Source organism: Bacillus sp. FSL M8-0049 (assembly GCF_038593355.1).
GTDB lineage: Bacteria > Bacillota > Bacilli > Bacillales > Bacillaceae > Bacillus > Bacillus safensis.
Map to the genome: position 1 here is coordinate 1,074,601 of NZ_CP151986.1, position 22,945 is coordinate 1,097,545.

Sequence of the window (22,945 nt, forward strand, 5' to 3'; positions counted from 1 at the left end):
CAGAACTAGAGATGTTCATGCAGGAAGAAGTATAGTAGAATAGAGTGAATCAAAAGATGAACGAACGCTCTTTTATGGGCAGATAGGAAGGAAGAGAACATGAGACCAGGTGAGCAACTGACCTTGCAAATAGAGAATGAAATGGAATACGGCTACTTTTTGACAGACGGTGAAGATTCGGTCCTCTTACACCGCAGTGAAATGACAGAAGATATTGGTGACCGAGATGAAGTAGAGGTCTACTTATATGTAGATCATGAAGAAAGACTCGCTGCCACGATGAAAATACCTACAATTAACGCACATACATACGACTGGGTAGAAGTCGTGGACGTGGTAGAAGACATGGGCGCATTTGTTGATGTTGGGCTGTCAAAGGATGCACTTGTTTCAACAGAACACCTCCCGCCTTTTGAGGAAGCATGGCCGAAAAAAGGAGACAAACTCTACTGTATGCTGAAAGTTACAAGCTACGGCAGAATGTTCGCAAAACCAGCCACAGAAGACGTGATCAGTGAATTGTTCACAGAGGCACCAGAAACCTTAATGAACAAAGAAATCACTGGAACAATCTATCGTTTAATTGCGACAGGTTCTTTTATGCTGACAGATACAGGCGTGCGTGGGTTTATTCACCGCACGGAACGAAAGGAAGAGCCACGATTAGGATCGACCGTGACAGGACGCGTCATTGCAGTGAAAGAGGACGGAACGGTGAACGTTTCTCTGCTTCCTAGAAAACAGGATGCACTATCTGTCGATGCAGAAGAAATTTTAACCTATATGAGAACAAGAAACGGCGCCATGCCTTATGGGGACAAAAGTGATCCAGAGGATATCCGCGAAAGATTTCAAATGAGCAAGGCAGCCTTTAAACGAGCACTAGGTCATCTCATGAAAAATGATTTAGTTTACCAAAAAGAAGGCTGGACATACGAGAAAAAGTGAGCATTTGCTCACTTTTTTATTTTTGTCTTAAATAATGGATTTTTTCTGTGAAAAAAGTCATGAAAAACCTTCACTAATCATTGAAACAACGCCTCTCAAATCCGATAAAAAAGGAGTAAGGATGATAAAAGGAGTGTGTTTTTGGATGAAAGTGAAGATTTCATTACTTCTGATGGCAGCCATGCTTATGGTGCTCGCCGCATGCGGTAATCAACAGGAGGGGGCGCCAAAATCAACTGCGAAGCATATTGGCGTTATGCTCACAGATGATGGTCTTGGTGATCAATCATTTAACGATTCATCATTTAAAGGATTAGAAAAAGCACGTGATGAGCTTGGCATTGAATTTGATTATAGAGAAATTGCAGAAACTGATACATATGAAAAAGGGCTGACAGAACTCGTAAAAGATGGAAATGATCTTGTCATTGGTGTAGGTTTCAGTATGCAAGAAGACCTGGAAAAAGTCGCAAAGAAATATCCGAAGAAGCAGTTCCTTTTGATCGATGCTGTATCTGAGCTGAAAAATGTGACCTCTGTGACGTTTAAAGAAGAGCAAGGCAGCTATTTAGCGGGAGCACTTGCTGCAATGACAACGAAAAGCGATGTCATTGGATTTGTTGGCGGTGTTGACGCAGATGTCATTCATCGTTTTGAAAAAGGATTTCAAAAAGGGGCCAAATCAGTCAATCCGAAAATCAAGATATTATCCACCTATGCCGGTACGTTTAGTGATGCAGGCAAGGGTAGTAAAATAGCCAAAGACATGATCAAAAAGAAAGCAGACGTTTTATATGCCGCAGCCGGTTATACAGGTGTCGGTGTATTAAAAGAAGCGCAGGCGCAGGGTAAATATGCCATTGGTGTAGACAGCGATCAGTACTATACTGCTGAAAAAGCGGTCATTTCGTCTATGGTGAAAAAAGTCGATGAAGTGGTCTATCAATTCAGTGAACAGCTCGTCAAGAACAATCAAATGAAAAGCGGTCATGTTGTCTATGACTTAAGCAATGATGGAATCGATATGGCAAAAATCCGGATCCTGAAAAATGCTGAGACACTGACCAAAAAATTAAATGGGCTGAAGCAGACGCTTCTAAAAGAAGAGGGGGACGCATCATGAGCTTACGCGTCAAAATTTTACTTAACTCACTTATTTCACTTCTTTTAGCAGTTGGCGTCATCGCCTTTATCATTGTCAGCATGACAAAGATCCAATCATCAAATGAGACAGATGTGCAAACCTTATTAAACGTACAAAAAACGAAGGCAAGCTTTGAAAGTGTCGAGCAAGCCATGACCAATTATTCGATGACACTCTCAGATGAACAGCTAGAGATCGTTCAAAACGATATTTCTACAGCAAAAAAGCAGCTGCAAACGCTAAACAAACATGCAGGAAATATGAACAAAGAGGCATTAACAAGGTTAAATTCAAAATTTGACACGTGGACCAAGGAAGCAAACAACGCCATTGGTGAAAAAAACGCATCGGATGCAAGACGTGTGGCAGCAAGAATTGATGGCGTTTTAAACGATGTGCATACGATGAATAAAAGGGCAGAAGAAGCGTATAAACAAAATCTAGAGGCTGCAGCAGACAATGTCCAATGGATTATCACAAGTGCACTCGTCTCAGCACTCACACTGATTGTCATTGCTGTCTTTTTGAATATTGGATTAACGCGATCCATCGTGACACCCATCAAATCACTATCCTACAGAGCAAAGCAGATCGCAGAAGGCAATCTTGCTGTGGAGCGGATGGATATTCAGCGCAAGGATGAAATCGGCGGCTTGAATGAATCCTTTAATCAAATGACAGATCAGTTGATTAGTCTGATTAAAGAAATCAGCAATGTCTCAAGCCGAGTAGAGACATTCTCGATCCACCTGAATGATGAAAACAAAAAGATGATGGAGTCTGCGAATCAAGTATCTGTTTCGACAGACGAAATGGCCAATGGGTCACAAGCGATTTCAGAAGATCTCCAGCACGGCGTCAGCTTGATTGAGAAAATGGACCATCATGGACGTAAAAATTCAGAACGCTCGCAAACGGTCATCCGCAGTACAGAGGATGCCATCGAAGCCGTAGAAAGCGGAAAGCACACGTTAACAGAAACAAAAACAGCGATTGAAAAAAATACACATGCCACGAGACAAATCGAAGAATCAGCAGGAGAATTTACGCAATACGCCAGCGGAATCTCGGCCATGGCCAAAACGGTTTCTGACATTGCGGACCAAACAAACCTGCTTTCCTTAAACGCAGCCATTGAAGCGGCAAGAGCAGGCGAAGCTGGAAAAGGCTTTGCCGTTGTAGCAGATGAAATTCGCAAGCTTGCTGATGAATCGTCTAATGCAACAAGACAAATCTTTGACATGGTCAGTCATATTGAAAGAGGCATTCAATCCATTAGTCAAACTGTTCAAGAAGGGGTCAAACTTTCACTTCAGCAGCAGGATGCGATGGACAAAACCTCACACTCCTTTGAAGATATAGAAACAAAAGCGCAGCATATTAAACAAGAAATGGCGGTCTTAAATGACCAAATTATGCAATCAACAGAACTTGGCGGACAAGTGCTGCACTCGATTGAAAATATTAGTGCAGTTGTAGAAGAAACAGCAGCTGGCAGCGAAGAAATTTCTGCCTCAGCCAATGAACAGCTGCAATCGTTCCATCAAATGAACAAACAGGTCGAAGAATTGATGAGTATGACAGCGAGGTTAAATGAAACCGTCCAGCGATTTAAACTTTCATAAGAAAAGCACCCTTCCCGTGTTGTGTCAGGGAAGGGTGCTTTTTATGATCATTTGCCTGTAAAAAAGATCGCAAGCGTGCTAGGCCCTGAATGGGACCCAACAGCGGCGCCGATGATCTGAATATCAATTTCCTTTGGATGAAATTCGGCTTCGATCAGCTGTTTCATGTCTTCCGCCAGTGCAGGATCATCACCATGACTAATACCGACCGTTTGGTTCGACCAATCCGTTCCGCGTTCTTTCATTAGTTCAATAATGCGTTTCAGCAGTTTTTTACGTCCGCGGATTTTTTCAAGCGGGATGAGTTTTCCATCTTCGACATGTAAAATGGGCTTAATGCTTAACAAACCGCCAACAAATGCGGACGCTTTACTGATTCTTCCGCCTCTTGCTAAATACGATAAATCGTCTACAGTAAAAATATGTTGTAAAGATTCACAAAAATGCTTTACAGACGTTTCAATTTCTTGTATTGTATTTCCGTCAATGGCAAGTGATTGAGCGTGTTTGACAGCAAGCCCATAGCCGAGTGAAGCGCATTTAGAATCAATGATTCGTAAATCAAAATCCGGGTATTCTTCCTTCACTTCGTTTGCCATCATCACAGCTGTCTGGTATGTACCTGAAAGCTCTGATGAAAAAGCGACATAGATAGCAGATGTATGGGTTTGAGCGGCAGAAACAAAGGTTTCCTTGATCCGGTTTGGTGAAGCCTGTGACGTTTTTGGACTGGCTCCTTGTCTCATCGCATCAAATACTTGTTTTGGTTCAATGGTGATCAAATCCTCAAATTCCTGCTCGCCAAGCAATACGCGGAGCGGAATGAGCGTTATGTTATGTTCATCATAATAAGAAAGAGGCAGATCAGCAGCACTGTCTGCTATGATATGAACAGTCATATAAATCCCTTCTTTCTAAAAAATAAGCCATATTTTACATCTTTTTAGCCTAACTATATCATAGAAATCATCTTTTCGTGTTCAAATTCTAAATTTTAGGGAAAACCATAGAGAGAATGGTAAGTGGAGGAATGACAACATGTTCATTGGAGAAGCAAAAAAACTCATTGTCGTCGTTATTGGTGCATTACTCAATGCGATTGGACTGAATTTATTTTTAATCCCAGCTGACGTATATGCAAGCGGTTTTACAGGGGTAGCCCAGCTGTTATCCAGCTTAATCGATCAATATGCGCCATTTTATGTATCAACAGGGATTCTATTATTTATTTTAAACATTCCAGTCGGCATTTTAGGCTGGATGAAAGTTGGCCGTTCCTTTACTTTGTACAGCATCATCAGTGTTGCACTGACGACCATTTTCCTTGGCATTTTACCAGAAACGAGTGTTTCCCACGATATTTTATTAAATGCTGTGTTTGGCGGTGTCATATCCGCAGTAGGGATTGGGATTACGCTCAAATACGGGGCATCGACAGGCGGACTAGACATTGTTGCTATGGTTTTAGCGAAGTGGAAGGATAAACCAGTTGGCACGTATTTCTTCATTTTAAATGGAATCATCATTTTTACAGCAGGATTATTACAAGGTTGGGAGAAAGCATTATATACCCTTGTCACATTATATGTGACCACAAGGGTCATTGATGCCATCCATACAAGACATGAGAAGCTGACCGCGATGATTGTCACGAAGAAAGCAGATGAAATCAAAGAAGCCATTTACGGAAAAATGGTCAGAGGCATTACGACTGTACCTGCAAAAGGCGCATTCACCAACGAGCAAAAGGAAATGATGGTGATCGTTATTACAAGGTATGAGCTGTATGAACTTGAACAAATTATTAAAGAAGTCGATCCAAAAGCCTTTACAAATATTGTGCAGACAACCAATATTCTTGGATTTTTCAGACGAGATTAAAAGGTGGGTAGCAGATGAAAAAAGGGTTTGTGCTTCTTCTCATTCTATTGGTTTTAGCCGCTTGTGGACAACAAAAAAAGGATGAACCAGACAAGGAGGTATCCGGTCAAATGGGAGAAAAAACGGTTGAGCTCACAGTAGACCCCGTCCAGAAAGGTTCTTCAGTTCAATTTAACATGTCACTGAAAAATGAATCAGATCGAGATTTTGAATTTACTTTTAACACAAGCCAAAAATTCGAGCTTAGTGTGTATGACGAAAACGGGAATGAACAATACCGCTATTCGAAAGACCGTATGTTCACACAGGCCATCCAAACTTTTGTGCTGAAAAAAGGCGAGGCGTATGATTTTCAAGATACATGGTCAAACGGTGTAAAGCCCGGAACATACGAAGCAGTCGTAACGTTTAAAGGAAAAGCAGAAGGGCTGAAACAAATCACGGAGAAGAAAACATTCCAAGTCAAATAAGCGAGGGAATCAGAAAAAGCTGTCCACATTAGGTGAACAGCTTTTTTATGTTAGAGATCATCGAGCAAGTCTTGGAAGGTATGCAGCTGGTTTCTTTCTGCATCTGTCGAATTGGCAAATGCAGAGGATACGGCATTTTTCGCTCGCTTGACTGCCTGCTGACGCTCTAACCCAGATGAAAATGAAGAAGTAAGAGCTTCTTCAGTAAACGATTTGGCTTGATCAAAAAGTTCGTTTCTCACAATGAACCTCCAGAAGCATCAGTCTTCATATTCCCTCTGTCTGACGCTTCTTCAAGTGTCGAACGATAAGGAAAACGTGCGTCATGAAGACTGACTGAATCTTTACCTTGTTGTATAAAGCGTTTCGATTTGCTTCTTTTACCCATTCGGAATCCGCCCCTTTACACAAGCTGACAGGACAACCTGTCTAACGGTAGTATGCCCGCTTTCATCTGCTATGTATGAATGGAAAAATTAAAGCGAGAAGTAATTCGTTAGAAACTTTGCAATCCCATCTTGTTCATTTGTATCAGTGACTTCATTTGAGACACGTTTCACGGCATCAATTCCGTTGCCCATTGCTACACCGCATCCAGCAAATTCAAGCATTTCTAAATCATTGTCTTCATCTCCGAATGCCACAATCCGCTCCTTAGGAACACCGTAATAATCACTGATCTTTTGCAGTCCAACGGCTTTGTTCATGCCTGTTTTAATGATTTCAATCACGTGCCACGGAGCAGCCCAGCGCCTGTGATCAATCACTTCTGCATGAACATCTGATAAATAGCTTCGAATGGCTCCGACGTCCTCTTCTTTTGCATGAATTAACACGCTCGTCACATTCTCTCCAAGGTTGTCCCTAAGGTCTCCAACAGTGACTTTGTTTGCATTCATATTAAAGATATCAATGAGTTTTTCATCATGATAATGGAAATACAAATCGTCTAACACTTCAGCTAAGACATTATGCACTTTATATTCTTCACTAATGTCTACAAGCTGTTTGACTACTTGAAGATCAAGTGACGTATGAAATCTGCCCCACTTTTCATCAAGAGGATGATGGACAAACGCTCCGTTAAAATTCACAATGGGTGAATCAAGCTGTAATTGCTGATAATAAGGAGAGCTGGAACGAAATGGCCGGCCTGTTGATATACAGACGTGATGCCCGCTGTCTCTCACTTTTTGAATGACGTCAAGTGTATGCGCAGAAATGGTTTTATCATCTTTTAATAATGTGCCATCCAGGTCAAGTGCGATTAGATAAGGTTTAGTCTCCATAAAATCTCCTTTGATCTGTAAGTGATAGGAGGCAATTCATGTTAGCGCCTCTTTCTATAGTGTATCTTTATCACATCTTTGTTGTCTACATGTTAAAATAAACAAAGACGGGAATGATAAAGGAGGATTCATAGGCTGTGATCACCATTGATGAGCAAATTACGCGCGATATTCCATTTTTACATATCGTAAAAGCTGAAAATAAAGACAAACCGCTGCCGCTTGTATTTTTTATTCACGGATTTACAAGTGCACGTGAGCATAATTTACACTTTGCCTTCCATTTGGCAGAAAAAGGCATGAGAGTCATTTTACCTGACTGTGCTTATCATGGTGTAAGATCAGAAAACCTCAGCTTAGAGGAACTGGCATCAAAGTTCTGGGAAATTGTCCTGAACGAAATTCGTGAAATCGATATACTCAAAACATACTTTCAAGAAAAACAATTGATTGAAGCCGATCTGATAGGCGTTGCGGGTACATCCATGGGCGGCATCACCACCTTTGGTGCACTTGCCAAGCATGATTGGATCAAAGCCGCTGTCAGCTTGATGGGAAGTCCAAACTATACGACATTTCTAAAAGCACAAATCATGGACATGCGTCACAAAGGGTTGATGAAAGACATTACAGACGAAGAGGTTCATCTGCAATTAGACGCCCTGCGCCCATATGATTTAACGCTGCAAACAGATCGATTAAACAAAAGACCGCTGTTATTCTGGCATGCAGAAAACGATCCTGTCGTCCCTTACCGGCACGCAAAAACTCTATATGATGAGTTAGTAGCCACACAATATAAGCAGGATCCGCATCTGATTCGTTTTATCACTGATGGACAAGCTGGACATAAGGTCTCAAGACAAGCGATGTTCGAAACGATAGACTGGTTTGAGACACATCTGAAAAGCACAAACGTTTAGTCATAAGAAAAAGTACGTTATACTAATGGAAAAAGGAGTGGATATCATGGATGAAGCATTGAAAGAAAATATTTTAGGCGCCCTAGAACAGGTGATTGACCCTGAGCTGAATGTCGACATCGTCAACCTTGGACTTGTCTATGATGTCGATCTTGATGAGAATGGAAAAGCGGATATCACCATGACCTTAACATCAATGGGTTGTCCTCTTGCACCAATTATCGTAGATGAAGTCAAAAAAGCATTAAGTGATCTTCCAGAAGTAAAAGAAACAGAAGTTCACATCGTATGGAATCCCCCTTGGACACGAGACAAAATGTCAAGATACGCAAAAATCGCGCTTGGTATTCAATAAGCACAAAATGAAAAATGCCTGGTATGAGTTGAACTCATGCCAGGTTTTTTTATGAAAAATTAATCTTTTAAAGATATGTGAACTGATGTAGGTACTACTTTTGTACAAATTATTGAATTTTATTAGAAGTTTTCTTAATGTATTATATGGTTTTATTTTGTAGATTGAATTATAATGAAATATATGGAAAATTGGGGGTTTTTAAGTTAATAAGTGGGGTGATCATATGATTAGGCTAAAAAGTGGATATAGTGTATCTAATTTAATTGTAATACTATTAACTATTATTGTCAGCATTGTTCTTTTTTTAATTTCGGAGTTATTGCCTTCACATAATATATGGAAAGCTATAACAAGTAATGTGGGAGCTGCATTACTTATATCGGGTGTATTTACTGGATTTAATGAATACTTTATGAAGGACAAATTAGTAGAAATGATTTTTGATAAATTAAAATTAAAAGAAAACATTCAAAACACGGGAATCAATGAAACATTTCTAGATGTAACACAAATTGATTATGGCTATTACATAAAAAATGCAAAAAATTCAATTGATATTTTTCATACTTATGGCGAAACATGGACAAAAACGAATCATGATCACTTTGTGAATAAGTTAATAAATTCTAATTGTAAAATTAGAGTTTTTTTGTTATCTCCAGAATCTAAATTTTTACCAGCTTTAGCCGCTCAATATGATATATCACCGGATGAATTAAAACAAACAATTCACAAGGTTACGGATTTATGGAAAACCATCTATGGAAGAAAAAGTAAACAAAGAAAAAAAGCAACTCAAAGTGAGTTGCATTTATATTTTCATAATTTTTTTCCTTCAAGATCTATTTATCGAATGGATGACAAAGTAATTGTAGTGGATACTAGAATTTTAAAAGGGAGATCAAGTAAATTGCCAGTTTTAATTTGTTCTAATACAAAAAAAACAAATGATTTCTATGATTATTATGTCAGCGAAATAAATGAATTAGAATCGAGTGCAGAAAAACAATCTTTAAACAAAAATTCATAAGAACAATACAGCAATTATGGCATTTTATATGCTTGGCGGCCTGTTTGCTGATTTCTTTACCGTTTACTTCATTTTTTATGCAAGCTCCATATTATATTTATGCAGTGCACTCATGGTCCTCTATATCAAAAACGAAAGATAAATCCGCATGTCTCATGAAGATATGCGGTTTTTTTGTTGAAAAAAAATGAAAACAAATATTAAATATACAATTGAATTAATTTTTATACATGTTATAATGTTAAATAATTTCACAAAGATCAAGAGGGTGTATTGACGTTGAAAATAGGTATTATAGGTGCTACAGGGTACGGTGGTGCGGAATTGGTTCGTATCTTCAAGCATCACCCGCATGTGGAGGAATGTATATTGTATTCATCAAGTGGTGATGGGCAATCATACAGTCAATCTTATCCGCATCTGACAAACATGACTGACCAAACATTAAAAGCCATTGACCCGGCTGCCATTGTGCAAGAGACAGATGCTGTGTTTTTAGCGACACCAGCAGGCGTATCTAGTGAACTGACACCAAAGCTGATGAATCAAGGAGTGCCGATCATTGATTTATCAGGTGATTTGCGCATTCAAGATGGAGCAACCTATGAAGCTTGGTATAAACGAAGGGCAGCGGATGCAGCATCTGTCCAACAAGCGGTGTACGGTTTATCTGAACTGAATCGTGACAAAATTCAACAGGCTGAAGTGATTGCCAATCCGGGCTGCTTTCCTACCGCAGTTCTTCTCGGTTTAGCACCGCTCATCAAACAGAATGTCATCGATGAATCCATGATTATAATAGATGCAAAAACAGGGGTGTCCGGTGCCGGACGATCTGCCTCACTTGGCACGCATTTTTCAGAACTAAACGATAACTTTAAAATTTATAAGGTGAATGAGCATCAGCATACGCCAGAAATAGAGCAAATATTAAGAGAATGGGATCCGCAGACGGCGAACGTCACATTTTCTACGCATCTTGTCCCGATGACAAGAGGGATTATGGCGACGATGTATACACAATTAAAAACAGATGTCACAAAAGAAGAATTGATGAAGCGAATGAAAGACTTTTATGAAGATTCCTATTTTGTCAGAGTGAGAGATCACGGCGTTTATCCACAAACGAAAGAAGTATACGGCAGTAACTTCTGTGACATTGGCTTTCATTTAGATGAGCGAACAGGGAGACTGACAATCGTGTCGGTCATAGACAATCTCATGAAAGGCGCGGCCGGCCAAGCGGTTCAAAACTTCAACATCATCAAAGGCTTACATGAAGAGGCGGGCCTCACAATGACACCTCTTTATCCATAAGAGAACAGGGGAGACAACAAACATGATCGAATTGAATGAAAAAAGCATTGTCAAAATAGACGGTGACGTATCATCACCAAAAGGCTTTGAAGCGAAGGGGATTCACATTGGCTTGCGCTATTCAAAAAAAGACCTTGGCCTCATCGTCAGCGAAGTACCAGCAGCAAGTGCAGCGGTCTACACACAAAGTCACTTTCAAGCTGCGCCTCTCAAAGTCACACAACAAAGCTTAAAAAAGACAGGACAATTAAAAGGTGTCATTGTCAATAGTGCTATCGCCAATGCATGTACTGGTGAGCAGGGATTAAAAGACGCATACGACATGCGGGCAGCCTGTGCAGATATGTTAGGTGTAGCACCTGATTACATTGCTGTTTCTTCTACTGGTGTCATTGGGGAATGTCTGGAGATGGATAAAATCAAAAAGGGCATCGCCGATTTAAAAGAAGCAAAAGCCGAAAAAGGCCATTTTGAAGAAGCGATCTTAACGACAGATACTGTCATTAAAAATACAGCATACACTCTTACGATAGACGAAAAAGAGATTATCATTTCAGGCGCAGCAAAAGGCTCTGGCATGATTCACCCGAACATGGCGACAATGCTTGGCTTTGTCACAACAGATGCAAATGTTGAACAGGAAGCCTTACAGCAAGCGCTTCGTGACATTACGGATGTGACTTTTAATCAAATTACCGTCGATGGAGAAACTTCGACAAACGATATGGTGCTTGTGATGGCAAATGGCATGGCAGAAAACGATGTACTCAATGAAGAGCATCCAGAGTGGCCATTGTTTAAAGAAGGATTAAAACTAGCTTGCGAGGATTTAGCCAAAGAGATTGCGAGAGATGGAGAAGGCGCAACCAAATTAATTGAAGCAAAAGTCGCTGGTGCTAAAAATAACTTGGAAGCCGGCATCATTGCAAAAAAAATCGTTGGTTCAAGTCTTGTTAAAACTGCCGTATATGGTACGGATGCCAATTGGGGACGAATCGTTGGAGCCATTGGTCATAGCGCAGCATCCGTCACACCGGAAGAGGTAGAAGTCTATTTAGGCGGACAATGTTTGTTCAAACACAATGAACCGCAGCCATTCTCAGAAGAGGAAGCAAAAGCATATCTAGAAAAGGATGAGATTACGATTTTCATTCAAATGAGTGAGGGGAATGGTGAAGCAGCAGCATGGGGCTGTGACCTTACCTATGATTATGTGAAAATTAACGCGAGCTATCGCACATAAAGAAGGAGATAGACATGAATAAAACGATCGTGTTCAAGTGTGGAGGCAGTGTCATTCGAGAACTTTCAGATACCTTTTATGAAAATGTCCGCTCACTTCAAGCCGCTGGATTTAAACTGGCTATCGTGCATGGCGGAGGACCTGAAATCACCGACATGCTGCAAAAATTAGAAGTGAAAACAGAATTTGTTGACGGGCAGCGTAAAACAACGAAGCCTGTGTTAGAGGTAGCCGAAATGGTTCTTTCGGGAACGGTCAATAAATACTTTGTGTCAGAGCTCGCAAAGCATGATATTTCATCTGTCGGCGTATCCGGTAAAGATGGGCAGATGCTTGTCGCCGATTTCCTAGATCAAGACGTTTACGGGTACGTTGGCGAAATCAAAGAAGTTCATCCAGAGATGGCAGAAGCACTCATGGAAAAACAATTCATTCCTGTGATTGCGCCGCTGTCTATGACGGAAGAATGCCAAACCTTAAATGTGAATGCCGATTTAGCAGCATCAGCTGTCGCCGGAGCCATGAAGGCTGATAAGCTTATGTTTGTCACAGATGTTGAAGGCATTTTAAAAAATGGTGAACTATTAGATGTCGTCACCGAACAAGAAGCCCTTTCACTCATTGATGAAGGCATTATTTCCGGGGGAATGATTCCAAAAGTACAATCCGCATTGAGTGCTTTATCAGGTGATGTAGATGAAGTGATGATCGTAAATGGCAAAGGCAGTATCTTTACAGGAGAAACCTTTAAAGGAACAAGAATTGTGAAACAAAAGGAGGCGGTCCTGTGAGTCATCTCTTTCAAACTTATGGACGGTGGAATGTTGAAATTAAAGAGGCAGCAGGTTCTTGGGCAGTCGATACAAATGGAAAAAAATATTTAGACTTTATACAAGGCATTGCGGTTACAAATTTAGGCCACAATCACCCAAAGGTCAATGAAGCCATTAAGGAACAGCTTGACCACGTCTGGCATGTATCAAATCTATTTGAAAATGGACTGCAAGAAAAAGCAGCAGAAAAGCTGGCAGAAAACAGTTCAGGGGATCTCGTGTTTTTCTGCAATAGCGGGGCAGAGGCAAATGAAGGTGCCATTAAATTAGCACGTAAGGCGACAGGAAAAACAAATATCATTACATTTTTGCACTCTTTCCATGGGCGCACGTATGCTGGTATGGCTGCGACAGGCCAAGATAAAATCAAAACTGGCTTTGGTCCTATGCTAGAAGGCTTTCACTACGTACCGTTTAATGATCCAGACGCTATGTCAGCGTGTGAAGTCGATGATGTGGCAGCGGTGATGCTGGAGGTTGTGCAAGGTGAAGGTGGAGTGAATCCAGCGACACCAGAATTTCTAGAAGCCGTTCAAGCATTTTGCAAAAAGCATGAAGCACTGCTGATTGTAGATGAAATCCAAACCGGCATCGGTCGAACAGGAACAGCATTTGCGTACGAAGAGACGTGTCTTGACCCTGATATTATCACTTCGGCAAAAGGGTTAGGAAGCGGCTTTCCAGTTGGTGCAGTCATAGGGAAAAAAGCTCTAGGAGATGCATTCTCGCCAGGTTCACATGGTACAACATTTGGTGGAAATATGCTTGCCATGGCGGCTGTGAATGCGACACTCGATGTCATTTTCAAAGAAGAGTTTCTTTCAGAAGTGAAAGAAAAGGGTGATTACCTGTTAGAAAAGCTGCAAAATGTCAAACAGCTGAATATCGTAAAAGAAGTGCGGGGAAAAGGATTGATGGCAGGTATTGAATGTGATCAGCCAGTCGCCGGCTATATCACAGCTCTTAGAGAACAAGGGCTGCTGGTGCTTCCAGCTGGTCCGAATGTCATTCGTTTATTACCTCCGCTGAATGTGAAGAAAGCAGAGCTGGATCAAGCGATCGAAACAATTGTTCAAGTATTAGCCAATAAAACAGTTTCGGTGTAAATTTTTTTTACAAACAAACGTATAAAAATGCATTTATATCATTAATTATTCAATTTTGGGGTGACATAAGCATGAAGGGTTATTTAAATTTAGAAGATGGAGCCTCTTTTGAAGGAGATCTGACAGGAGAAGCTGGCATCACAGGTGAAGTGGTCTTTTTTACAGGTATGACAGGTTATCAAGAGGTGCTCACAGATCCTTCCTATAAAGGTCAGATCATTGTTTTCACATATCCGCTGATCGGAAATTACGGCATTAACCATGAAGACTTTGAGAGCAAGAAGCCTCAAGTAAAAGCGGTGGTTGTGTACGAGGCAGCAGAGCATTTTTCACATCATCTTGCAGCGGTCAGCTTAAAAGATTATTTACAAAAGTGGAATATCCCGCTTCTGACACATACAGATACGCGCGCAGTCGTGCAAAACATCCGGGCAAATGGAACGATGAACGCTGTGCTCAGTGTAGACGAAAACGAAACACCGCCTGCAATGAAACAAGACAATGTCGTCGCACAGGTGACAGATAGCGAGATCTACACACAAGGCAGCGGTGAGGAGCATGTGGCGCTCATTGATTTTGGCTTTAAAAAATCAATTGCAGATTCGCTTGCAGCGCGTGGCTGTAAAGTAACCGTCATTCCATATAAACAAATGGAAAAGGTATTTGAGATCAAGCCGGATGCGATCCTCTTGTCAAACGGACCTGGAGACCCGAAAACCATGACACCGTATTTAAAAACAATTCATGACATCATGATGTCATTTCCGACACTTGGGATCTGCCTAGGTCACCAATTAATCGCTCTTGCACTTGGCGGAGATACGTATAAGCTGCCATTTGGCCACAGGGGAGCGAATCATCCTGTTCAGGATACAGAATCCAAACGTGTCTTTATGACAAGTCAGAACCATAGCTATGTTGTGAATGAAAAAAGCATGAATGACAAAGAAGTGGACGTGAAATTCCTTCATGTCAACGATGGATCTGTAGAAGGATTCATTCATAAAGAAAAGCTGATTATGTCAGTTCAATTTCATCCAGAAGCACACCCAGGGCCTGCTGAAAGTGAATGGGTATTCGATGATTTTATTGAGAAAGTGAAACAAGCAAGGAGAGAAGTCGCACATGCCTAAAGATCAAAGCATACAAACCATTCTAGTCATCGGGTCTGGTCCAATCATCATTGGTCAGGCAGCAGAATTTGATTACTCAGGAACGCAAGGATGTATGGCCTTAAAAGAAGAAGGCTACAAAGTCATCTTAGTGAATAATAACCCAGCAACCATTATGACAGACGAGTCATTTGCTGATGAAATCTATTTTGAACCGCTTTCAGTTGATTCAGTGACAAGAATTATTGAAAAGGAAAAACCAGATGGTCTTTTAGCCAACCTTGGCGGACAGACGGCTTTAAACCTTGCTGTCGAGTTAGAAAAAGCCGGTGTGCTGAAAAAGCATGGGGTGACTCTGCTCGGAACGTCAGTTGAAACCATTGAAAACGGTGAAGATCGAGAGAAATTCCGTGCTCTCATGAAGCATTTGAACGAACCTGTGCCAGATAGTGAAATTGTGGATAATGCGGTTGATGCTCTTCAATTTGCAAAAGAAGTCGGCTTCCCAGTCATCCTAAGACCAGCATACACACTTGGCGGTAAAGGCGGCGGAATCGCTCTAACAGAGGAGGCGTTTAAGCCGCTCATTGAAGGAGCTCTTTTAGCGAGTCCGATTCACCAGTGTTTAGTTGAAAAAAGCATAGCTGGCTTTAAAGAAGTCGAATATGAGGTCATGAGAGACCGTCAAAATACGTGTATCACGGTATGCAACATGGAAAATATCGATCCAGTTGGTGTGCATACAGGAGACTCGATTGTCGTTGCACCTTCCCAAACATTAACGGATCAGGATTATCAAATGCTCCGTTCAGCGAGCCTGAAAATCATTTCAGCGCTGGATGTAGTCGGCGGCTGCAACATTCAATTTGCCCTTGATCCACTCAGTAAAGAATACTTTGTCATTGAGGTGAATCCTCGGGTCAGCCGTTCTTCTGCTCTTGCATCAAAAGCAACTGGCTATCCGATTGCGAAAATGGCAGCTAAGCTTGCGGTGGGTTATACGCTAGACGAATTGAAAAACCCGCTCACAGGTACAACCTATGCTAGTTTTGAGCCGGCACTAGATTATGTTGTCGTGAAATTCCCGCGCTGGCCGTTTGATAAATTTAAACAGGCAGACCGTCAATTAGGCACAAAAATGAAGGCGACTGGTGAAGTCATGGCGATTGATCGGAATTTAGAGTCAGCCATTCAAAAAGCAGTTGCATCACTTGAAATTAAAACGAAGGGCTTCCACCTGCCAGAACTGAAAGAGCAATCGACAGAACTTTTATTTGAACTTATCAAAACACCAGACGATCGCCGGTTTTTCGCTGTTATGGAGCTTCTTTCAAGACAAGAAACGGTTGAAACGATTCATCAAACGACGAAAATCGATCGATTCTTCTTACATGTGTTCCAGAATATGATTACGCTCGAACAAGAATTGAAAGATCTTAAGGGGACGCTATCAAAAGATACCTTGAAAAAGGTAAAGGAAAAGGGTTTCCTTGATGAAACGATTGCTCTGCTTACGGGTCACACGGAAGAGTCAATCAGGCAGCTTCGTCAAGAATACGGCATTGCTGCTTCATTTAAAATTGTCGACACATGTGCGGCGGAATTTGATGCTAAAACGAATTACTTCTATTCAACCTACTTCGGCAAAAGCGATGGTGAACATCAAGAAAAAACAAAGCAGCGTGCACTCATCATTGGCTCTGGTCCAATTCGAATCGGGCAGGGGATCGAGTTTGATTATAGCGCTGTTCATGGCGTTCTGACCTTGCAAAAGCTTGGATTTGAAACCATCATGATGAACAACAATCCAGAAACAGTCAGTACTGATTATGAGATTGCAGATCGTTTATATTTTGAGCCGATTACATTAGAGCACATCCTAAACGTTGTGGAAGCAGAACAAATTGATTTTGTCATTGTCCAATTTGGCGGACAGACTGCGATCAACGTCGCAGAAGGCTTAGAAAAAGCCGGTGTCACATTGTTAGGTACGTCCTTTGATACGCTGGATGCACTTGAAGACCGCGATTTATTCTATCAGCTTCTTGATGAACTGAATCTTCCTCACGCAAAAGGAGATACGGCTCATTCAAAAGAAGAAGCACTCGTACATGCGAAAAGCATCGGTTACCCTGTATTAATTCGCCCATCGTATGTCATTGGCGGAATGGGAATGATCGTTGTTCAGTCAGAAGCACATTTGGCATCACTGCTTGATCAGCCAGATCATTTGCCATACCCAATCTTAATTGATGAGTACGTCACGGGAAAAGAAATTGAAGTGGATCTTATTTCTGACGGAAAAAAGGCGTTCATTCCAACCATCGTAGAACATATTGAGAAAGCGGGCGTGCACTCAGGTGACAGCTTTGCCATTTTACCAAGTATCTCAATCAGTGAAGACATCAAACAGCAGGTGCATACCGCGTCTGAACAAATAGCGAAGAAATTATCATTCAAGGGCATTATGAATATCCAATTTGTCATCAAAGGGGATCAGGCGCTTGTATTAGAGGTGAATCCGCGGGCAAGCCGGACTGTACCAGTCGTCAGTAAGGTAATGGGCATCGATATGATCCCAATGGCCACTCAATTATTAGCTGGTGCGTCGCTTGAAGAACTAAACCCTGCAACGAAAAACAAAGGGGGGACAGCGGTCAAATTCCCAGTGTTCTCATCACATGCCATTCAAGATATCGACCTCAAGCTGACACCTGAAATGAAAGCGACAGGAGAAGGAATGTGTGTAGGCAAGAACGCCGAAAGCGCATTGAAAAAAGTATTTGCGCCGATCTGGAAGAAAAAAGGAAGCCTTTTTATACAAGGCAGCGAGCAATTGATAGATGAAGCGAAGCATGCAGGCTTTGACGTCTGGACTGGCAGCTTTGAATCTTGGCTGCAGAATGAAGATAAATCCCTTCATATTCATTTAGGAGAAGATGAAGAGGCAAAAGAGCAGCGTGTAAAAGCACTCACACACGGCGTTCAAGTCCTAACCGAATATGAAACAGTTCAAGCATTCCTGCAAGGAAAAAATGGAGATGTATCACCAGTATCGCTCCATGAATTATATAAAAAGGAAGTGACGGCATGAGTCAAGTCGACGTGCAACCGGCATTATACGGAAAAGACTTTTTATCATTAAAAGATTTCTCAATCCATGAGATTGCATATTTAATTGAAAAAGCGGAAGAAATGAAACAAAACCCATATCAAGATTTATTCAAAGGAAAAACGTTAGCGATGATCTTTGAAAAATCTTCAACTAGAACCCGTGTCTCGTTTGAAGCGGGGATGACGCAGCTAGGAGGACATGCGCTCTTCCTCAGCTCAAATGATTTGCAAATTGGCAGAGGAGAAACCATCAGTGATACAGCGCAGGTGCTGTCTGGTTATGTCGACGGTATTATGATTCGAACCTTTGAACATGAGAAGGTTGAAGAGCTTGCACAATACGCGTCTATTCCAGTCATTAATGGATTAACCGACTACTCACATCCATGTCAGGCGCTTGCTGATTTATTAACCATTAAAGAAACAAAAGGTACTTTAAAAGGAATCAAAGTGGCCTATATCGGTGACGGAAATAACGTGGCGCACTCCTTGATGGTCGGCTGTGCGCAGCTAGGCTGTGACATTGCGGTTGCATCACCAAAAGGCTATGAACCACTTCAAGAAGTCACAGACACTGCCCGTGAGTTTGCAAAACAATCAGGGGCAGAAGTGACCGTGACAACAGATCCTGTTGCAGCTGTAAAAGATGCAGATGTTATTTATTCAGATGTGTTTACAAGCATGGGGCAGGAAGCAGAAACAGAGAAACGTCTTGCTGAATTTAAAGAATATCAAGTCAATAACGAACTGATGAGTCATGCAGCAAAGGATTATATTTTCCTTCATTGTCTCCCGGCACATCGCGGGGAAGAAGTGGCGGCAGATATTATTGACGGGCCGCACTCAAAAGTATTTCAACAGGCAGAAAACCGCCTGCATGTGCAAAAAGCGTTAATGAAAGAACTTATGTATCAAACATCCAAATAAATCCAAGTGTCCCTGACTCGTATGAGCAGGGACTTTTTGCATAAAGGATTGGAGAGGCAAGGGACGGGACATAATAACATCAATCGAGAAAGGAGGATGAAAATGGGTCAGCAGCATCAGTTTAAATCAGGGAATAAAGCACCGAATAATGGTGTGTATATCGAGATCGGTGAAACTGGCAGTATGGTGAAAGATCCTTTAAAGATTAAGCTTAAAGCAGGCGATGTCTTTCCTGATAACTCGAACCATAATCGTGTTTGGACCTACCAAAGAAAGCCGTAAGCAATTGACTAAGAGTCAGCAGGAATAAGACTTTAGAGGCATGTGTCATGCCTCTTTTTTCTTTATAATAAAAAACAATTAAGTTCAAATTTTCAAATAAATAGTATGAAAAAAAGAGAACTTAAGGTAAAATATGTAATATATTGTTGAAAGGATTTGTGTGATGGAAAAGATGAATCTCAGTGAAAGTGTTTGGAATAAACGCTTCACCTCATTATTCATATCAAGACTCATTAAAAACACAGGGGAAAGTTTTGCTTTTACATCCGTCCTTTGGCTATTGATTTTAAGAGGGGATGGAGCGCTCGGTACAGGACTTCTTCTAGCAGTAACGGTTCTCCCTTCATCTTTGTTAGCCCCAATTTTAGGACCTCTTATGAAAAAGCACCATTTGTCTAAATGGATGTTCGCTTCAGATGTTGTTCGAGCAACAATTGTACTCATTATTCCACTTCTGCACTTTTCGCATCTATTGCCTCTATGGTTATTGATTTCATTAATGGTTATTCAATCGGCAACAGGTGCAGCATATAATCCAGCTTCGGTGGCGATCTTACCGCAGATTGTTCCAAAGCATCTCATTCAAAAAGCAAATGCAATCCTGCAATCTTCTTTTGAGATTGTTGCACTTGCAGCAGTCATGGTAGCTGGTCTTTTGGTTAAATTAATTGGACCTGCAGATACTCTGCTGATCACCACTGCTTTATTTGTGATTTCTGGTCTGTTTATTATCGGGGTCAAACTAAAGAAAACCGATGAAGAAAAAGCAGCGGGCATTAAACAAGCGAAGAATACATATTTGTATAACTTAAAAAGAGGGTTTCTCGTTGTCAAAAACCATCACATTTTATTTGCGCTCACGCTGTATTGTATCTTAATGAATGTCGCAGCAGCTCCGTGGCAGGCACTGTCAGCGGTATACGTAGCAGAAGCGCTGCAAAGCGACTCCATGGTGTATTCCATTTTAAGAGGTGTTGCCGCAGTTGGCGCGTTTATGATGGGCTTTGCTCTGGCAAAGGTGAAAATTAAGAGATTTGGTTTGTTCTTTATTGTCGCTGGCATGATTGAAGGGGCTGCATTCTTTATGACAGGGATGAGTACATGGCTGCCGGTTGTTCTGCTTGCTTCCTTTATTTTCGGAGCTGCTGTCAGTGCGATCAATGTGCCGGAAATGGTCATTATTCAAACATCTGTTGACCAAGAGGATCAGCCGCAAGTATATGCTGTGATCAATGCCTCATCAAATGTCTTTCTCCCGCTTGCAGCTGTCGTATCAGGCGTCCTGGCAGAAAGATTTGGAGCGGGACCTGTCATTGCTGGCGGAGGAATCCTTGAAATTTTATCAGGTATCGCGATCTTCCTGTTTACAGGGCTTGCGAAAAGCCATTTGACTCAAGACAAACAGAAGTCCGAAACCGTCGAGGTATAAACAATAAAAACCCCCTGTATGTTTAAGGCAGGGGGTTTTAGCGTGCCGCAATCACTCTGAAAAGAAAGAAAAAAGAGCTAAACATCAATTTAGCTCTTTTTCACAAGTCATATTAAGAATGTTTTGTTGAACTTTCCGTTTCTTTCATTGGACTTACTTCAGCAAAGATGAATAAAATAACCGTAAACACAACTGCAAGAATGGAAGTGAGCGTAAAATCATAAGCAGCTCCATTCATAGAGGCAACGATGTAACCAGCCATATGTGTCAGCAGAAAAGTCCAAATGAGGGTGATAATATAATGCATAATCCCACCGTCCTTTATGTAACAATCTATTGATTATCATACCATAGATGCAAGTGAAGGGAAAAGACTGTTTTCCGCCTTTATGTGACCATTTTAAGACCTTCTGCTATAAAAATAAAAAGAATTCTTCTGTCTTTAGGGGATTTCCTTATTCCTACAAGAGTTGTTGTTCATATCATAGAAAGCAGAATCACTGAAAGGAGGCTGGCCATATGGGTGTAAGCGAACGTTTTTTCCAGCTTGGTTCCCAGTGGAACATCATTCACCTTCCTCAAAAACCAAATGGCTTTGGCATTCTAATCCTCGGTGACCGAAATCACTTTGTGCAGGAAAATACATCATTCTGGCTTCAGCATTATGGAAGAAACCAGCTTTTAACTGCCTTAAAGGATGAAGGATATACATTGTTTAATAGTCATCTTCATGGGAATCACTGGGGATGCGAAGATGCTGTTTTTAGTGCCAAGCAGCTCGTGCATCACACACTAAAACAAGAAATATTAAACCGGGAAATTCATGTGCTCGCAGAGGGAATGGGTGCACTTGTTGCTATGAGCCTTGCTGAGGAGATGCCTGAAGTACTAAGGTCCATTGCGATGGTGAATCCATGTCTGAATCTGGATGCACAACGAGAAAGAGAAAAGGAACACAAATTCTTTTATAAGCAGCTGCTCAAAGAGTTAGCAGAGAGCTATGGCTGTTCTGAAAAGGAAGCTGAAACGTATCCACTGCCTTCTTGTCCTGTTCATTCTGCTCATGTACCGATTCATATATGGCAAAGGCTAAACGGCGCACCTTATGCATATGAACTTCACGCAAAGCCTTTTATTGATCAGCATATGAAAAATCCAGAACATTGTCAGGTCGATCTCACGCTGCATATGTTTGATCATCCGAGAAGAATCTTTCAATCCATTCACAAGTTTTATAAATCGCATGAAAGAGAATTGTGATGAATAGGATGATAACAGCCCTTCATAGAAAGGGCTCTTCTTTTTATTCGATATTAAAAAAGGGGACGTGAACATGGAAACAGGACTGATCATAGGTGCAGATGAGTTTTTTGGCCTGACACTTTGTGAATATATGATGAAAGAGGGCATTCAAGTGGATATCACGCGTCCTCATGATCTTAAAGAAGAACAAAAGGCACTGTTAGAAGAGCGGATGATGTGGCTGGGCAGAAATGATCTCGTTCGTGTCATTGACCTTCAGGATAGCAAAGACACGTATGACCTCATTTTTATTCAATCAGAGGAACCGCATAACAGGCAGAAAGACATCAAAGCAGAGCATGGCATGTACCAGATTCTTTATGAAAAACCTGAAAACGAATCAGCGAAACAGAATGTGCCGGCAGTTATTCTTCCTCGCATGTTCGGACCATGGACACTCAATGAAGATCAAACAAAGCGTGCAGATTCACTTTTTGTAGAAGATGTGGCAAAGGAATTGTTACAATGGGCTTCGGACACAGGTCAAAGACAGGACATGACGTATGAATTGAAGGTAGAAAGCCAAACAGATGACAAACAAGCAGAAGACATGATTGCAGAATGGAAAAGACAAAACTCAACATTTTTCGACAAAAAGCAAGAATGATCTTC

General features: G+C 41.3%; 24 protein-coding genes and 1 pseudogene. 20 read left to right on the forward strand and 5 right to left on the reverse strand.

The window, feature by feature from the left end:
- The first annotated feature begins 99 nt into the window (after nt 1-99).
- The 3 genes from NSU13_RS05385 to NSU13_RS05395 all read left to right on the forward strand — a co-directional run bounded on the left by NSU13_RS05385 (nt 100) and on the right by NSU13_RS05395 (nt 3,717).
- Nucleotides 100-948, forward strand: a complete 849-nt coding sequence (locus tag NSU13_RS05385) for a S1 RNA-binding domain-containing protein (RefSeq protein WP_342489914.1) — start codon at nt 100-102, stop codon at nt 946-948.
- A 145-nt stretch (nt 949-1,093) separates the two neighbouring features.
- Nucleotides 1,094-2,071, forward strand: coding sequence for a BMP family ABC transporter substrate-binding protein (locus tag NSU13_RS05390; protein ID WP_065214218.1), 978 nt, complete (start codon nt 1,094-1,096; stop codon nt 2,069-2,071).
- Nucleotides 2,068-3,717, forward strand: a complete 1,650-nt coding sequence (locus tag NSU13_RS05395) for a methyl-accepting chemotaxis protein (protein ID WP_342489915.1) — start codon at nt 2,068-2,070, stop codon at nt 3,715-3,717. Before NSU13_RS05390 ends, NSU13_RS05395 begins: the two co-directional genes overlap by 4 nt.
- 47 nt (nt 3,718-3,764) lie before the next feature.
- Here NSU13_RS05395 and NSU13_RS05400 read toward each other — a convergent pair whose 3' ends face one another.
- Nucleotides 3,765-4,616: a DegV family protein gene (locus tag NSU13_RS05400; protein ID WP_024425073.1), complete on the reverse strand. Its 852-nt coding sequence runs from the start codon at nt 4,614-4,616 to the stop codon at nt 3,765-3,767.
- A 139-nt stretch (nt 4,617-4,755) separates the two neighbouring features.
- On the opposite strand from NSU13_RS05400, the gene NSU13_RS05405 reads away from it, so the two are divergent.
- A complete protein-coding gene (locus NSU13_RS05405) occupies nt 4,756-5,598 on the forward strand; it encodes a YitT family protein (protein WP_024425072.1) in 843 nt (280 codons plus the stop codon).
- Nucleotides 5,599-5,612: 14 nt separating this feature from the next.
- Nucleotides 5,613-6,068, forward strand: a complete 456-nt coding sequence (locus tag NSU13_RS05410) for a BsuPI-related putative proteinase inhibitor (RefSeq protein WP_024426502.1) — start codon at nt 5,613-5,615, stop codon at nt 6,066-6,068.
- Between the two features lie 50 nt (nt 6,069-6,118).
- Here NSU13_RS05410 and NSU13_RS05415 read toward each other — a convergent pair whose 3' ends face one another.
- The 3 genes from NSU13_RS05415 to NSU13_RS05425 form a co-directional block, all read right to left on the reverse strand.
- Nucleotides 6,119-6,310: a DUF3813 domain-containing protein gene (locus NSU13_RS05415; RefSeq protein ID WP_024425070.1), complete on the reverse strand. Its 192-nt coding sequence runs from the start codon at nt 6,308-6,310 to the stop codon at nt 6,119-6,121.
- Nucleotides 6,307-6,456, reverse strand: coding sequence for a hypothetical protein (locus tag NSU13_RS05420; RefSeq protein ID WP_024425069.1), 150 nt, complete (start codon nt 6,454-6,456; stop codon nt 6,307-6,309). Before NSU13_RS05420 ends, NSU13_RS05415 begins: the two co-directional genes overlap by 4 nt.
- Nucleotides 6,457-6,544: 88 nt before the next feature.
- Nucleotides 6,545-7,357 (reverse strand): Cof-type HAD-IIB family hydrolase, encoded by an 813-nt coding sequence (locus NSU13_RS05425; protein WP_024425068.1) that lies wholly within the window; start codon nt 7,355-7,357, stop codon nt 6,545-6,547.
- A gap of 137 nt (nt 7,358-7,494) precedes the next feature.
- Here NSU13_RS05425 and NSU13_RS05430 point away from each other — a divergent pair, with 137 nt between their 5' ends.
- From NSU13_RS05430 to NSU13_RS05490, 13 genes and pseudogenes are all read left to right on the forward strand, one after another.
- Nucleotides 7,495-8,280 (forward strand): alpha/beta fold hydrolase, encoded by a 786-nt coding sequence (locus NSU13_RS05430; protein WP_034282104.1) that lies wholly within the window; start codon nt 7,495-7,497, stop codon nt 8,278-8,280.
- A 46-nt stretch (nt 8,281-8,326) separates the two neighbouring features.
- Complete coding sequence (locus NSU13_RS05435; protein WP_024425066.1) at nt 8,327-8,635, forward strand: metal-sulfur cluster assembly factor; 309 nt, start codon at nt 8,327-8,329, stop codon at nt 8,633-8,635.
- 226 nt (nt 8,636-8,861) lie between these two features.
- Nucleotides 8,862-9,668, forward strand: a complete 807-nt coding sequence (locus tag NSU13_RS05440; RefSeq protein WP_342489916.1) for a hypothetical protein — start codon at nt 8,862-8,864, stop codon at nt 9,666-9,668.
- A gap of 28 nt (nt 9,669-9,696) precedes the next feature.
- Nucleotides 9,697-9,810, forward strand: a pseudogene (locus NSU13_RS05445) (MFS transporter); the annotation flags it as partial.
- Nucleotides 9,811-9,947: 137 nt separating this feature from the next.
- Nucleotides 9,948-10,985: an N-acetyl-gamma-glutamyl-phosphate reductase gene (gene argC, locus NSU13_RS05450; protein ID WP_342489917.1), complete on the forward strand. Its 1,038-nt coding sequence runs from the start codon at nt 9,948-9,950 to the stop codon at nt 10,983-10,985.
- A 22-nt stretch (nt 10,986-11,007) separates the two neighbouring features.
- Nucleotides 11,008-12,228: a bifunctional ornithine acetyltransferase/N-acetylglutamate synthase gene (gene argJ, locus NSU13_RS05455; protein WP_342489918.1), complete on the forward strand. Its 1,221-nt coding sequence runs from the start codon at nt 11,008-11,010 to the stop codon at nt 12,226-12,228.
- A gap of 14 nt (nt 12,229-12,242) precedes the next feature.
- Nucleotides 12,243-13,019 carry an acetylglutamate kinase gene (gene argB, locus NSU13_RS05460; protein WP_025093396.1) on the forward strand — a complete coding sequence of 259 codons (777 nt, stop codon included), beginning with the start codon at nt 12,243-12,245 and terminating at the stop codon, nt 13,017-13,019.
- Complete coding sequence (locus NSU13_RS05465) at nt 13,016-14,167, forward strand: acetylornithine transaminase (RefSeq protein ID WP_326136587.1); 1,152 nt, start codon at nt 13,016-13,018, stop codon at nt 14,165-14,167. The genes argB and NSU13_RS05465 overlap by 4 nt, the downstream gene beginning before the upstream one ends.
- 71 nt (nt 14,168-14,238) lie before the next feature.
- Nucleotides 14,239-15,300 carry a carbamoyl phosphate synthase small subunit gene (locus tag NSU13_RS05470; RefSeq protein WP_024425061.1) on the forward strand — a complete coding sequence of 354 codons (1,062 nt, stop codon included), beginning with the start codon at nt 14,239-14,241 and terminating at the stop codon, nt 15,298-15,300.
- Entirely contained in the window at nt 15,293-18,373 is a 3,081-nt protein-coding gene (locus NSU13_RS05475; protein ID WP_342489919.1) for a carbamoyl phosphate synthase large subunit, read from the forward strand. The genes NSU13_RS05470 and NSU13_RS05475 overlap by 8 nt, the downstream gene beginning before the upstream one ends.
- Nucleotides 18,370-19,320, forward strand: a complete 951-nt coding sequence (gene argF / locus NSU13_RS05480; RefSeq protein WP_342489920.1) for an ornithine carbamoyltransferase — start codon at nt 18,370-18,372, stop codon at nt 19,318-19,320. The genes NSU13_RS05475 and argF overlap by 4 nt, the downstream gene beginning before the upstream one ends.
- Before the next feature lie 102 nt (nt 19,321-19,422).
- Nucleotides 19,423-19,602 carry a YjzC family protein gene (locus tag NSU13_RS05485; RefSeq protein WP_008348517.1) on the forward strand — a complete coding sequence of 60 codons (180 nt, stop codon included), beginning with the start codon at nt 19,423-19,425 and terminating at the stop codon, nt 19,600-19,602.
- Nucleotides 19,603-19,765: 163 nt separating this feature from the next.
- Nucleotides 19,766-21,031 (forward strand): MFS transporter, encoded by a 1,266-nt coding sequence (locus NSU13_RS05490; protein ID WP_041117120.1) that lies wholly within the window; start codon nt 19,766-19,768, stop codon nt 21,029-21,031.
- Between the two features lie 112 nt (nt 21,032-21,143).
- Here NSU13_RS05490 and NSU13_RS05495 read toward each other — a convergent pair whose 3' ends face one another.
- Nucleotides 21,144-21,338 carry a YjzD family protein gene (locus tag NSU13_RS05495; protein WP_003211779.1) on the reverse strand — a complete coding sequence of 65 codons (195 nt, stop codon included), beginning with the start codon at nt 21,336-21,338 and terminating at the stop codon, nt 21,144-21,146.
- A gap of 212 nt (nt 21,339-21,550) precedes the next feature.
- On the opposite strand from NSU13_RS05495, the gene NSU13_RS05500 reads away from it, so the two are divergent.
- Entirely contained in the window at nt 21,551-22,291 is a 741-nt protein-coding gene (locus tag NSU13_RS05500; protein WP_024425057.1) for a hypothetical protein, read from the forward strand.
- A 73-nt stretch (nt 22,292-22,364) separates the two neighbouring features.
- Nucleotides 22,365-22,940 carry a hypothetical protein gene (locus NSU13_RS05505; RefSeq protein WP_024426490.1) on the forward strand — a complete coding sequence of 192 codons (576 nt, stop codon included), beginning with the start codon at nt 22,365-22,367 and terminating at the stop codon, nt 22,938-22,940.
- The last annotated feature ends 5 nt before the right edge of the window (nt 22,941-22,945 follow it).